The organism is Pseudomonas kurunegalensis (genome assembly GCF_030291635.1).
GTDB classification, from domain to species: domain Bacteria; phylum Pseudomonadota; class Gammaproteobacteria; order Pseudomonadales; family Pseudomonadaceae; genus Aquipseudomonas; species Aquipseudomonas monteilii.
In genome coordinates this window covers 3,329,499-3,342,185 of sequence record NZ_CP127871.1, presented here as the reverse complement: position 1 = coordinate 3,342,185, position 12,687 = coordinate 3,329,499, and the positions used below count along the sequence as shown (strand labels likewise).

General features: G+C 64.8%; 10 protein-coding genes. 2 read left to right on the top strand and 8 right to left on the bottom strand.

The window, feature by feature from the left end; all coding sequences use genetic code 11:
• Position 1: 1 nt before the first annotated feature.
• The 6 genes from QQ992_RS15020 to QQ992_RS14995 form a co-directional block, all read right to left on the bottom strand.
• Positions 2 to 952: an ABC transporter permease gene (locus tag QQ992_RS15020; protein WP_286110111.1), complete on the bottom strand. Its 951-nt coding sequence runs from the start codon at positions 950 to 952 to the stop codon at positions 2 to 4.
• The gene (locus tag QQ992_RS15015) at positions 949 to 2,568 is read right to left on the bottom strand and encodes an ABC transporter substrate-binding protein (RefSeq protein WP_119370258.1); all 1,620 of its coding nucleotides are present in this window, start codon (positions 2,566 to 2,568) and stop codon (positions 949 to 951) included. The genes QQ992_RS15020 and QQ992_RS15015 overlap by 4 nt, the downstream gene beginning before the upstream one ends.
• A 155-nt stretch (positions 2,569 to 2,723) precedes the next feature.
• Positions 2,724 to 3,521 carry a class II aldolase/adducin family protein gene (locus QQ992_RS15010; RefSeq protein ID WP_286110110.1) on the bottom strand — a complete coding sequence of 266 codons (798 nt, stop codon included), beginning with the start codon at positions 3,519 to 3,521 and terminating at the stop codon, positions 2,724 to 2,726.
• A gap of 17 nt (positions 3,522 to 3,538) precedes the next feature.
• Entirely contained in the window at positions 3,539 to 4,483 is a 945-nt protein-coding gene (locus QQ992_RS15005; RefSeq protein WP_286110109.1) for a D-isomer specific 2-hydroxyacid dehydrogenase family protein, read from the bottom strand.
• Positions 4,480 to 5,613: an acyl-CoA dehydrogenase family protein gene (locus tag QQ992_RS15000; protein WP_286110108.1), complete on the bottom strand. Its 1,134-nt coding sequence runs from the start codon at positions 5,611 to 5,613 to the stop codon at positions 4,480 to 4,482. Before QQ992_RS15000 ends, QQ992_RS15005 begins: the two co-directional genes overlap by 4 nt.
• Before the next feature lie 215 nt (positions 5,614 to 5,828).
• Positions 5,829 to 6,719 (bottom strand): LysR family transcriptional regulator, encoded by an 891-nt coding sequence (locus QQ992_RS14995; RefSeq protein WP_119370253.1) that lies wholly within the window; start codon positions 6,717 to 6,719, stop codon positions 5,829 to 5,831.
• A 305-nt stretch (positions 6,720 to 7,024) separates the two neighbouring features.
• On the opposite strand from QQ992_RS14995, the gene QQ992_RS14990 reads away from it, so the two are divergent.
• Both QQ992_RS14990 and QQ992_RS14985 read left to right on the top strand, forming a co-directional pair.
• Positions 7,025 to 7,990 carry an ABC transporter substrate-binding protein gene (locus tag QQ992_RS14990; protein ID WP_286110107.1) on the top strand — a complete coding sequence of 322 codons (966 nt, stop codon included), beginning with the start codon at positions 7,025 to 7,027 and terminating at the stop codon, positions 7,988 to 7,990.
• Positions 7,991 to 8,006: 16 nt separating this feature from the next.
• Entirely contained in the window at positions 8,007 to 8,963 is a 957-nt protein-coding gene (locus QQ992_RS14985) for an aliphatic sulfonate ABC transporter substrate-binding protein (RefSeq protein WP_286110106.1), read from the top strand.
• Positions 8,964 to 8,984: 21 nt separating this feature from the next.
• On the opposite strand, the gene QQ992_RS14980 is transcribed toward QQ992_RS14985, so the two are convergent.
• Entirely contained in the window at positions 8,985 to 10,049 is a 1,065-nt protein-coding gene (locus QQ992_RS14980) for an alpha-hydroxy acid oxidase (RefSeq protein WP_286110105.1), read from the bottom strand.
• 84 nt (positions 10,050 to 10,133) lie between these two features.
• Complete coding sequence (locus QQ992_RS14975) at positions 10,134 to 12,581, bottom strand: TonB-dependent receptor plug domain-containing protein (RefSeq protein WP_433963119.1); 2,448 nt, start codon at positions 12,579 to 12,581, stop codon at positions 10,134 to 10,136.
• Positions 12,582 to 12,687: the final 106 nt, after the last annotated feature.

Below are 12,687 nucleotides of genomic sequence, written 5' to 3'. Positions count from 1 at the left end.
ATCAGCTCACCTTGGCGGTATGGGTGATGCGTGGGTCGAGGTACGGGTACAGCAGATCGACGATCAGGTTCACCACCACGAAGGCCGCCGCCGACACCGCGACGATGGCCAGCACCACCGGAATGTCCTGGCGCAGCACAGCTTCCTGGGCCAGGCGGCCGACGCCGTTGCGCGAGAAGATGGTCTCCACCAGCACCGCACCGGACACCGTGTTGCCCACCTGCAGGCCGACCAGCGTGAGAAGAGGCAGCGCCGCGTTGCGCAAACCGTGCCGCGCTTGCACCTGCGCCCGGCTCAGGCCTTTGGCGAAGGCGGTGGCGATGTACGGCTCCTGCCACACGCCCTGAAAGCCCCGTTGCAGCACCTGGGCGTACACCGCAGCGCTGGGAATGGCCAGGGTCACTGCCGGCAGCACCAGGCTGGCAAAACCCTGGCTGCCGGTGGCCGGGAACCAGCCCAGGCCAAAGGCGAACACCTGGATCAGCAGCAGCCCCATCCAGAACACTGGCACCGAAAAGCCCAGCGACGGCAGGCGGGTCAGCGCGGTCTTCAGCGGGCGCCATTGCAGGTAGGCGGTCAGGTAGGCAAGGCCCACGCCACCCAGCAACGACAGCACGATCGCCAGGCCCGCCAGCGACAGGGTCTGCGGCAGGCGCTCGGCCAGCAGCGCGGTGACCGGCCGGCCCAGCGAAAGTGACTGGCCCAGGTCGCCGTGCGCGGCACGCCAGAGCAGGTCGAAATACTGCTCGAACAGACCCTTGTCCAACCCGTAGTAGGCGCGGGCCTTGGCCAGGTCTTCGGGCGACAGGCCGTCGGCTTCCATGCCGGAGGCGCTGAGCATGATTGCCAGGGTGTCGCCCGGCAGCAGGTAGAGGATGAAATAGCTGATGGTGTAGGCGCCCCACAGCACCAGCAGCGCCTGGCCGATGCGGCCGATCAGGTAGCGCTTCATGGCTGGCCGACCTGGATGTCACTGAGGAAGGCGAAGCCTTCGGCGGTCCAGCGGAAGTCCCTGACCCGTGGCGCGGTGGCCGCCTGCCAGACCCGTTCGTACAGCGGGAAGGCTGCTGCCTCGTCCACCAGCAGGTCCTGCAACTGGCCGTAGGCGGCGGCGCGCTGTGGGTCGGCGGTGGCGGTGATGCCGCTGTCGAACAGCGCCTGGACCTTGGGCAGGGTGTGCGGCTCGTAGCTGTTGGTGGCCAGCGTTGCGCTGTTGGCGGCGCGCGGGTCGAGGATGGTCTGCAGGATGATCGGGTCGGCGCGGGTCATGTAGGTGGACGTCAGGTCGTAGTTGCCCGAGGTATTGCCGGCCACCCACTCGGCGCGGGTCAGCACATTGAGCTTGAGATCGATGCCGACTTTGCGCAATTGGTCCTGCACCAGCACATCGCCTGCGCTTTCGGCGGGGGTGAGGTTGTAGCGCAGGGTCAGGCGCTGGCCGTTCTTCTGCCGGTAGCCATCTTCGCCCTTGTGCCAGCCGGCGGCTTCGAGCAGTTGCTCGGCGCCTTTGGGGTCGTAGGCCAGCTTGTCGGCCTGGGCCTTGAAGTACGGCGTGGTCACGTCGTACACCCCGCTCACCACCGGGAACTCGGCGTTGTACACGGTGTGCGCGTAGCTGGTGCGGTCGATGGCTTTCTGCAGGGCCAGGCGCACCTGGCGGTCGCCCAGCAGTCGGTTGTTGCGGGTATTGGGGTAGAGGTTCAGCGCAGGCCCCGGCAGCGAGCGGCTCTGGATGGTCGCGCCCTTGGACTGGAACAGCTTGAGGTCGACCTCCGAGAACGGGTTGCGCGGCCACAGGATGTCGGCCTTGCCTTGCAGGAACAGGCCGTTGCGCACGCTTTCTTCGGGAATGTAGCTGACCTCGACGGTGTCCAGGTGGGCAGCGCCCTGGTTGCGCACGTTGGCCGAGGCCCAGGCGTAGTCCGCGCGCTTGACCAGCTTGGCGCCGACTTCCGGGGTGTAGTGTTCGAGTACGAATGGGCCGGTGCCGATGATCTTGCCCAGCGAGCGTTCCTGGGCGGTCAGCTTGTACGAGGCCGGGGCGAGGATCGCCAGGTTGGTGGTCGAGGTGGCTTGCAGGAAGCCTGCGTTGGGCTTGGACAGCACCAGGCGCACGGTGAAGTCGTCAATCACTTCGGCGTGATCGTAACCGGCCAGGTAGGTGGCGCCGAAGGTGGCGGGGAGTTGCGTGGCGAAGGCCTTGTTGCTGTCGAAGGCGGTCTTCACGGCGTGTGCGTCGAAGCGCTCGCCGTTGCTGAACGTGACGTCCTGGCGCAGGTGGAAGGTGTAGCTCAACGCATCGCTGCCGATCTCCCAACGTTTGGCCAGCCACGGGATGATGCGGCCGGTGTCCGGGTCCTGGTCGGTGAGCGATTCGGCGACGTTGCGCAGCAACACGCGGTGTTCCAGCCAGTAGACCTGGAACGGGTCGACGCTGACCAAGGTGGTGTTGTCGCCCCAGAAGGCGATGTTGAGGGTCTTGCTGGCGCTGCTGTTGTCGGCGGGGGAGCAGGCGGACAAGGCCAGGGCCAGGGAACTGATGGCGAACAGGCGGTGCAGTGGGGGCATGGGGTAATCCTTGATCAAGATGGAGTTTGCCTGTGCCGGCCCTTTCGCGGGCAAGCCCGCTCCCACAGGTACGGTGCTGTACTGGGAAACTGTGCAATCCCTGTGGGAGCGGGCTTGCCCGCGAAGAGGCCGGTACTGGCAGCAGATGCCTTCAGTCAGTCCTGATAGTCCCGCCCCTCCCGATCCAGCTGGCGAATCAGCGCATCCCAATGCCGCTGGATCCCCTCACCCTGGCCGTCGGAAAACCGCTTGGACTGCTCATGTACCTTGGCGATCGCCGCCGGCGCCGCATGCAGCAACTGATCATTGCCCCCGGCCTGGGCCGCCACCTGGATGTTGCAGGCCCGCTCCAGCCCGTGCAGCTCGCGGAAGGCGTGCTCCACGCTGACACCGCCCGTGAGCAGCCCGTGATTGCGCAGAATCAGGATGTTGCTCGCGCCCAGGTTGGCCACCAGCCGCTCTTGCTCGTCCAGGTCCAGCGCCACGCCTTCGTAGTCGTGGTACACCACGCGGCTGTAGTAGGCCAGGGCGTGCTGGGAGATCGGCAGCAGGCCATCGCGCTGGGCCGACACCGCCGCGCCGTCGCGGGTGTGGGTGTGCAGTACCGCCTTGAGGTCGGGGCGGGCGCGGTGGATGGCGCTGTGGATCACGTAGCCGGCCTGGTTGATGCCCAGCCCCAGCGGGTCGTCGATGATCGTGCCGTCGACATCCACCTTGACCAGGTTGGAGGCAGTGATTTCATCGAACAGCAAGCCGAAGGCGTTGATCAGGAAATGCTCCTCCGGCCCCGGTACGCGGGCCGAGAAGTGCGTGTAGATATGGTCGGTCCAGCGAAACAGCGCGGCCAGGCGATAGGCCGCTGCCAGCTTGATCCGTACCTCCCATTCCTCGGCGCTGACCCGTTGGCGAACGCTCTGGGCGGTATTGCTGGTGACGGCAGACAGTGAACTCATGGTGTGTTCTCCGGTGATCAGTAGCCGCGCGCGGTATCGACCAGGTTGGCCAAGGGCGCCTGCTCGCGGTAGCGGTGGAAGTTGGCGGTGAAGGCGTCGAGGAAGGCCGGGTAGCCGTCCTCGGAAATGGCCGAGGTGTGCGGTGACAGGAACACCCGTGGGTGGTGGTACAGCGCATGGCCCGCCGGCAGCGGCTCGGGCTCGGTGACATCGAGGCTGGCGCGGCCGATCAGGCCGCTGTCCAGCGCGTCGAGCAGCGCCTCCTGATCGAGCAGGCCGCCCCGGGCGATGTTGATCAGGTGCAACCCGGGGCGGGCATGGGCCAGCACCTGGCGGTCGATCAGCCCGCGAGTGGCGGGGGTCAGCGGGGCGGCCAGCACCAGGTGGTCGCTGCCGGCGAAAAGCTCACGCAGATCGGCCGCACGCTCCACGCCGGGAATCTCGGCGATGGGTTGGCCGGGGCGGCTCAGGGCCAGCACCCGCAGGCCGAGGGCCTGCGCCTTGCGCGCCAGGCTCTGGCCGATGCTGCCAAAGCCGAGAATCCCCAGGGTGCGGCCACGCACCGGGGCCAGCGGGGTCAGGCGCCAGTCGGCGTCCTTGACCCACAGCCCCGGCAGTTGCTTGGCGGCGGCGAACACCAAGGCCAGGGCGAACTCGGCCACGTGCTCGGCGTTGGCGCCCTTGCCGCTGGTGACCGGCGGGCCCTGGAACACCCAGTCGGGGTAGAAGTCGATGCCTGAGGACACCAGCTGCACCCACTTCAGGTTCCACGGCCAGCCCGGCGGCGGGGTGTCGACCCGCTGTCCGCGGATGTTCACCGGGCGCAGGATGAACACATCGGCGGGCACATCGACGTGCAACTGGCCGAAGGGGATGTCGACTACCTCATGGTCCACCAGTCGCTCGCGCAAGACTTGGTTGGCCTGGGTGTCCAGCTGGCTGGCGATGATCGAACGGCTCATGCTGCGACCTCCGTCAGCGCGTTGCGGCCGACCTGGCCGAACACCACATCGTCCTGGGGCGTGTGAATGCGGCTGCACAGCACGTTGCGGTAATGCCGCTCCAGTGGGTTGCGCCGCGACAGCCCTGGATTGCCGGCGGCCTCGACGGCCAGCTCCACGGCCTGGATAGCGTTGGCGCTGACCAGGTGCTTGATCTGCCCGGCATGGCTGGCGGCGATGTGCCCGGCAGCGGCCGAATCGAGCAGGCTCTGGTTGGCGAACAGCAGGGTGTCGATGCGCCCCAACACGTCCTGGAAGCGCGGTAGGCTGGCCAGCGGCGCGCCGAGGTTGGACGGTGTGCGCTCGGTGAGAAAGCGCGCCAGCCAATCCCGCGCGGCGCGGGCCACGCCGTCGTACACCGCCGGCAGCAGCACGGCCATCCACAGCAACCCGTCGCCATCAAGTTCGGCGCGCGGTGCGCTGGCGGGACTGACGCTGACGGCGTGGTCGAGAGGGATCAGCACGTCGTCGAAACGCACCTCGTGGCTGCAGGTGGCGCGCATGCCCAGGTGGTCCCAGTCGTCGATGATGCGGATGCCGGGGGTGTCGCGGTGGACCAGAAAACCACCGACCAGCGGGTCGCTGTCATCGCTGCGGCCCCATACCAGGAACCAGCTCAGGCCGTGGCTGCCGGTGGAGTAGATCTTGCGCCCGCTCAGGCGCCAGCCTTCGGCGGTGCGCCTTGCCACGGTGGCCGGCAGCCCGCCACGGGCCGGGGTGCCTAGCTCGGGCTCGACACGCAGGGCATTGATCAGGGCACCGTGGCGCACGGCTTCGTCAGCCACGCGCTGGCGCAGGTGGGCGGGCCAGCGGGTATCGTCCTGCAGGCGAAAGTGTTGCAGGTACTGCATCACCAAGATCAGCGCGGTGGCCGGGTCGCCCTTGCCGACCGCCCCGATCACCCGGCGCGCGCTGGCCAGGTCCGCGCCGCCGCCACCCAGGGCACGGGGCACGGTAAGGGCCAGCAGGCCGTGGCGCTGGAGCAGGTCGAAGTTGTCTTTGGGGAACTGCGCGCTGCGGTCGTAGCGCTCGGCGTTGGCCGCAAGGGCGGTGGTGAGCTCGGCCAGGACGCTGTCGGAAGGGTGACTCATGGGGGTTCATCCCTGAATGACGGTGTGTGGCTAAGACCGTATTCGTATGAATGGGCTCTGTAAAAGTCTTTTTTGTTCTATGCTAATTATCAGATTATGGAATTTATATTTTTACTGATTATGCGTAATTTGCATTTATAAGGGGCGTGGCGGGCTTCTCCCGCGATGGCGATCTCAGCGTTGATACCGCTATCGCGGGGCAAGGCGTCACGCTTTCACCCTAACAACCGATTTCCCGCCACCTCACCAAACAGCTCCACCGGCTCCTGCAAGTTCCCCAGATAGCGCGGATGGAACAGCCACAGATCCACTTGCGGCTTGAAGTCGCTCACATTCAGCACCTCCAGCGCATCGCGGTGCCGGCTGGCCATCAGCAAGGGCTCGGGCACCAACCCCAGGCCTTGTCCGTTGGCCACCAGCCCCAGTTGCAGCTCGGTGCCGAAGGTCTCCAGGTTGATCGACAGGCTCAGTCCCTGTTCGCTCAGCGCTCGCTGCAAGCCTGCGCGGAAACCGCAGCCATCGGGGTTGAGCACCCAGCCACGGGTGTAGCAGTCGCGCAACTTGTAGCTGCGTTTGCCGGCGCTGCCCTTGGCGGCCACCACCTTGAGCGGCATGCGCGCGATGGACTGGCTGGCGATGCCCTCGGGGAAGATCTTGCCCGGCGGGAACAGCGCGGCGGCGGCGTCCAGCTCGCCGTTCTCCATGCGCGCGATCAGGCTGCTGCCCCAGCCGCTGCTGACCTGGGTGCGCAGTTGCGGGTAGGCCTCGCGGATCTGCGCCAGGGCGTCGAGCAGCACCACATCGCCCAGGGTTTGCGGCACGCCCAGGCGCAGGGTGCCGGAGGGGGCGCCGTCGTTGGCCACCAACTCGCGCAGCGAGTCGATCTCGCGCAGGATCGCCTTGCACTGCTCGTACACCCGTAGGCCCATGGGCGTTGGCTTGAGCGGCTTGGTGTTGCGATCGAGCAGGGTGGCGCCGAGGTCTTCCTCGAAGTTCTGCACTCGGCGGGTGATGGCCGGTTGGGTGAGTTGCAGGGCCTCGGCGGCGAGGTTGGTCGACTGGCAACGAATGACCGCCACGAAGGCGTCCATGTCATCGATTTTCATGTTCGGTACTCACAGGACAGAACGGAAGAAATACGTTATCAGCATAATCTTGCTTGCGCTTGATGCTACAGACTTTACTCGTGCTGTCACGCCAGCAGGATCAACTACGTGGGAGCGGGCTTGTCCCGAGATTGGGTCTGCGCCTGGTTCGCCGGGGAAAGCCCGCTCCCACGCCTCCTATCGTACAATTTCAACAAATGCATATTAGGTTATTCCTAAAATCAATTTTTGTAATTAAGAACTTCTCGCTACAGTCGCAGCTTCCGGGCCGCAAGACGCCGCCCGCCACGACACCGAGGAGCGCCATGTCCATCCGTTCGAAGTTGCTGACCCTTGCCGCCGCCGTGCTGCTGGCCAGCCAGGCTGCCGCCAGCGAGCGCCTGACCCTGCGTATCGGCGACCAGAAAGGCAACATGCGCGCCCAACTGGAGGCCGCCGACGCCCTGCGCGATTTGCCCTATGACATTCACTGGGCTGAATTTCCCGCCGCCGCACCGCTGGCCGAGGCGCTCAATGCCGGCGCCATCGACGCCGGCATCATCGGCGATGCGCCGCTGTTGTTCGTGCTGGCCTCGGGGGCGCCGGTCAAGGCCATCGCGGTGGACAAATCCGACCCCTATGGCACCGCGCTGCTGGTGCGCCCGGACGCTCAACTGCACAGCGCCGCCGACCTCAAGGGCAAGCGCATCGCCACCGGTCGCGGTTCGATCGGGCATCACCTGGCGCTCAAGGCGCTGGATCAGGTCGGCTTGAGCGAAAAGGACGTGGAGTTTCGCTTTCTTGGCCCGGTGGACGCCAAGATCGCCCTGGCCAACGGTTCGGTGGACGCCTGGTCGACCTGGGAGCCCTACACCGCGCTGGCCGAACTGAGCGGGCAGGGCCGGGTACTGGTGAACGGCCGCGGCCTGTCCAGCGGCAACAGCTTCCTCGCCGCCACCGACAAGGCCCTGGACGAACCTGCCCGACGCGCTGCGCTACAGGACTACCTCAACCGTCTGGCCGGCGCCCAGGTGTGGGCCAACCAGCACCTGGACACCTACGCCAAGAACCTGGCCGCGATCATCGGCTTCCCCGAGGACGCCGCGCGCCTGCAATTCGAGCGACGCCAGTTGCGCTGGCAGGTGATTGACCCACGCACCGTGGCCGAACAACAGGAAACCGCCGACTTCTACCAGGCCCACGGCCTGATGAACCAACGCCTCAATGTGGCGCCGACCTTCGCCACCGGCTTTACCGTGCCAACCAACGCCAAGCTGGCCGCACAACCCTGACCCGGAGACCCGCCCCATGACCTTCAAACCTCTGCACCGTGTGGCCTTGGCGCTGCTGGCCAGCGCCTTGCTGCCGAGCTTTGCCAGTGCCGAGCAGACCCTGCGCATCGGCTATCAGAAATCCTCGACCCTGCTGACCCTGCTCAAGGCCCGCGGCACCCTCGAACAGCGCCTGCAAGCCGAGGGCATCCGCATTAGCTGGCACGAATTCCCTAGCGGCCTGCCGCTGCTGGAGGCGCTGAACCTGGGTAACGTCGACCTGTCGGCGGACGTCGCAGATACCGTGCCGGTGTTCACCCAGGCCGCCGGCGCCAAGCTTACCTACTTTGCCCGGGAAACCCCTTCACCCACGGCCCAGGCGATCCTGGTGCCGGCAGACTCACCGCTCAAGAGCCTGGCCGACCTCAAGGGCAAGCGCGTTGCGGTGACCAAGGCCGCAGGCAGCCACTACCTGCTGATCCAGGCCCTGGCCAAGGCCGGGCTGACCTTCAAGGACATCAGCCCGGCCTACCTGATTCCCGCCGACGGCCGAGCCGCCTTCGAGAACCACAAGGTCGATGCCTGGGTGACCTGGGACCCGTATGTGGCCAGTGCCCAGCGCCAGCAGAACGCGCGTATCCTGGCCGATGGCAGCGAGCTGGCCAGCTACCAGCGCTACTACCTGGCCGGCAGCGACTATGCCAAGACTCACCCCGAGGTGCTGCAGCAGGTGTACCTGGCTCTACGCGAGGCGGGTGCCTGGACCAAGGCCAATCCGGCGGAGGCTGCGCGTATTCTCGGCCCGTTGTGGGGCAACCTGGACAGCGCCACGGTTCAGCAGGCCAACGCCCGGCGCAGTTATGACGTACAGCCGGTAAAGTTGGACAACTTGGCTGAGCAGCAGCGTATCGCCGATGCGTTCTATCGCGAGGGGCTGCTGCCGAAGGCGGTGGATGCCAGCTCGGTGAGCCTTTATGAGCCGGCACAAAACTAGCCATTGTTCTTAGGTCAAGCTTCACCGAGCTGAAGGCTGTGGCAACAATGGGGTGTCGCGAATATCCGCGAGCGTGGCGGCGCCGGAGAGCTGCATGACGATGCGCAGTTCCTGTTCGAGCTGTTCAAGTACTGCTTGCACGCCTTGCCAGCCATTGAGCGCCAGGCCGTAAAGGACCGGGCGCCCGACGGCAACCAGATCGGCACCAGCCGCAACGGCCTTGAACACGTCCAGTCCGCGCCGGATACCACTGTCAAAAATGAGTGGGACCCGGCCACAGACTTCATCCGCGACCCGCTGTAACGAGTCGATGGCCGCTGGCGAGCCATCGAGCTGGCGGCCGCCGTGGTTGGAGACTTGAATCGCATCGACGCCGTGCTGGAGTACTGCGCGCGCATCCGCCTGGGTGGTTACGCCTTTGACGATCAAGGGCAAGCCGGAAGTGTGTCTACGGACAAAATCCAGGCTGTCGAGGCCGATGCTGCTATTGAGTGTCAGGTCGATATCCCGGTTGCGGCCCTCGCTGTCGAGAAAGTTGCCGGGTGTCGGCAAGCGCAGGGCATTGCGGCGATCCTGCTCCCGATTGCCACCGACTGTAACGTCTGCTGTCAGCACGATAGCCTTGTATCCAGCAGCCTTGGCGCGTTGCAGCAGCTCGCGGTTGAAGCCGCTGTCTCGGGTCAGGTAACACTGGAACCACTTGTCACCTTGGCTGGCAGCAGCGATCTGCTCAAGGTTCTGCGTTGCAACGGTGCTGACGCCCAACAGGGTTCCATACGCGGCGGCTCCACGTGCTGTTGCAGACTCTGCCGATGGGTGAACCAGGCCGTGAGCCGCCATTGCGCTGACCATGATCGGCGCCCTCAGTTGGCTGCCGAACACCTGGGTCTGCAGGTTCTGCACGGTCTTGCCACTGAGGATGCGCTGGTCGACGAAGTATCTTGAGAAGGCGTTGCGGTTTTCCCGCAACGTCTGCTCATCTCCGGCACCGCGTGTGATGTAGTCGAATGCTGCGCGTGGAATGATGCCAGCGGCAAGGCCTTCCAGTTCCAGCAAGTTGAAGAATGTCGGGGACGGTTGTTGCATCTGTCCTCCTGCAGGGAGAGTGTCTGGCATGCAGGAACTGCAGGCCAAGCGCGCAGGTTGCTGTTGGGCAGCCTGCGCATGTGGTCAGAAGTCGTAGGCGATTTTGCTGTACCAGAATCCGCCGCCAGGATGGAAAGGGGGGGATCCGTAGTTGTACTTGTAGGCAGCCTGGGTGATGCCGTTGTTGTCGGGGCGCACGTTGAACAGGTTGGTGCCGCCGATGCTGAGCGTCAGGCTGTCGAAAAGCACGTAGGACAGGTCCAGGTCGGTGATCCACTTGGCGCCAAATGAACGGTCATTGGCCGCATTCTGTTGCCAGGTCTCGACCTTTCCGTAGCGGGTGGTTTGCAGGTTGGCGGCGAAGTTTCCAAGTGTCCAGTTCGCGCCCAGTATCCATTTGCTACGCGGGGTGGCCGCCACCAGCAAACCCTCTGCGGCGTGACCCACGACACTGATGCCCGCGTTCTGCAGCGCAGCCGGCGTACCGCGGCTGCCTTCGACGGTCGTCTTGTTGTAGTTGAAGGCCGCGCTCCAGCGCACATCGCCCCAGGCACCGAACTGGCTGCTGTGATCGGCTACCAAGTCGATGCCACGCGTACGGGTATCGAACGCGTTGGTGTAGTAACTGACCCAGGTATTGCGTGCCACGCCGACGGATTCGAGGATGTCGCCGATCGCGCCGTTGCCGTTGTTGCGGTCATACAGGTTTTCACTGAGCAGGATGCGGTCGTCGATGTCGATCACATAGGCGTCGGCGGTGAAGCTGGTACGCGCAGCTGGCTGCCAGGTGATACCAAGCCCTGCGTTACGCGATTTCTCAGGTTTCAGATCCGTTGCGCCCAAGGCTTGAGCTACCTGGCTGTCCGGCGTTGCGGTGTAACGCAGGGCGGGTACCGCGTTGCCATTGGCATCAGCCGCCGTCCGGTTGTCGGTTACGGTGTAGCCGAGCTGGGTCAGAGAGGGCGCGCGGAAGCCGGAACCCAGCGTACCGCGGACGGCAACCTGGTCAGTGAGCTCGTAGCGGGAGTTCAGCTTGAAGCTGTAGGTGTTTTCCTTGATGTCGTCATAATGTTCGGCGCGCCCGGCGAGGCCGACGTACCAACGTTGGGTGAGATCGAAGCCAAGATCCAGGTAGGCTGCAAAGTTGTTGCGTTTCAGATCGGCTTCGTCTTGCGGACGGATGGCCAGTACGCCTTGGGCGCCCGTTGAAGGTTGGGCTCCGTTGGCGACATACAGCTGACTGCCCACCGGGAAGGTGTAGGGGCCGACGCTGTAAGCGCGTGGATCATTCCCGGCAAATGTCCTGAAGCGCTCCCAGCGGTGCTCCAGTCCAACGGACACTTGGGTGGGGACGGACACACCGAAAAGCCCATCGAAGTGGCGCGTGATATCCAGGTTGTTGACCCACTGCTCGAACTGCAAGGTCGCCAGGTCATCCCACTTGGTCGGGGACTGCGGGCCATAGGTCGGGTTGGCAGTCAGGTCGCTGGCATGTTCGATCTTGTCCCGGCCATAGGTGGTGGACAGGTCCCAGTCCCACTCTGCCGCGCTGCCTTTACCCCCGAAGAGGAACTGATAGTCGGTGTCCTTGAGGTTGTTCAAGGGGTAGTAGCCGTCCGGAAACAGCTCCGGGATCGATGCCGCGCCGTTGGCCGCGCGCAACTGATTGTTCGCTTCGGTCTTGCGCTCGCCATAGGTGGCATAGGAGTAGAGCTTGAGGTCGTCGGCCAATGGCAACTCGGCATTGTAGGCCAGATTGAATGCTTTCAGATCCGGGTCGCCGTTCTTGGTGCTCACATGATCCCAGGCGGCTTGGCGATCATCCTCGAAAAACGCACGGACGCTGTCCGGTGACTTCCCGACCCAGGTGGCGGTACCGCGTTTGCGGGCATCTGCAGACAGGTGCAGGAAGCCCCCGTCACCCAGCTCGAAGCCACGATCAGCAGCGCTCTTGATGGTTTCACCCTGGCCCGAGAACAATTGACCGTAGCTGGCCTCGGCATGACCACCAGAAGCATTGCTCTTGAGGATAATGTTGATGACCCCGGCTACTGCGTCCGAGCCGTATTGGGCAGCGGCGCTGTCCTTGAGCACCTCGATATGGTCGACGGCACTGATCGGGATCATGTCGATATCGACAGCGTTGGCGCCACTGGTGTCGATACTGCCATTGGCGGGGGCGGCGCCGTTATGCCGACGTTTGCCGTTGACCAGTACCAGCGTGTAGGCCGGCCCAAGGCCGCGATTGCTGAGCGGGCGTACTTGCGAGTTGACCCCGGCGATGTTGGTGCCGAAGTTGAACGATGGCAGCAATTTCGATATGGCTTCCGACAGTTCCGCCCGACCGGTCTTGAGCAGCTGCTCGCTGTTGATGATGTCGATGGGCGTTGGGCTGTCGGCGACCGTACGCTGCTGCCCACGCAGGCCGGTGGAAATAACCGAGACGGTGTCGAGCCGGGTCTCCTGCTGCTCGGCTGCCTGCACTGAAAGTTGCGGCAGCGCCAGGCAGGCGACGAGAGCTGCAGCCCTGATCGCAGTGGAAAGGGCGGGCGTTGGTTCATGTTGAGCTTTCCTTGTGTTGGCAAGCGGCAATTTGGGGCCGCGTTTTGTTAAGCCAGCACTGGCCCTTGGTGCGGGT

Excerpts from the sequence above, each read along its gene's own strand:
- QQ992_RS15020 (WP_286110111.1), bottom strand. The coding sequence starts at position 952 with ATGAAGCGCTACCTGATCGGCCGCATCGGCCAGGCGCTGCTGGTGCTG.
- QQ992_RS15015 (WP_119370258.1), bottom strand. The coding sequence starts at position 2,568 with ATGCCCCCACTGCACCGCCTGTTCGCCATCAGTTCCCTGGCCCTGGCC.
- QQ992_RS15010 (WP_286110110.1), bottom strand. The coding sequence starts at position 3,521 with ATGAGTTCACTGTCTGCCGTCACCAGCAATACCGCCCAGAGCGTTCGC.
- QQ992_RS15005 (WP_286110109.1), bottom strand. The coding sequence starts at position 4,483 with ATGAGCCGTTCGATCATCGCCAGCCAGCTGGACACCCAGGCCAACCAA.
- QQ992_RS15000 (WP_286110108.1), bottom strand. The coding sequence starts at position 5,613 with ATGAGTCACCCTTCCGACAGCGTCCTGGCCGAGCTCACCACCGCCCTT.
- QQ992_RS14995 (WP_119370253.1), bottom strand. The coding sequence starts at position 6,719 with ATGAAAATCGATGACATGGACGCCTTCGTGGCGGTCATTCGTTGCCAG.
- QQ992_RS14990 (WP_286110107.1), top strand. The coding sequence starts at position 7,025 with ATGTCCATCCGTTCGAAGTTGCTGACCCTTGCCGCCGCCGTGCTGCTG.
- QQ992_RS14985 (WP_286110106.1), top strand. The coding sequence starts at position 8,007 with ATGACCTTCAAACCTCTGCACCGTGTGGCCTTGGCGCTGCTGGCCAGC.
- QQ992_RS14980 (WP_286110105.1), bottom strand. The coding sequence starts at position 10,049 with ATGCAACAACCGTCCCCGACATTCTTCAACTTGCTGGAACTGGAAGGC.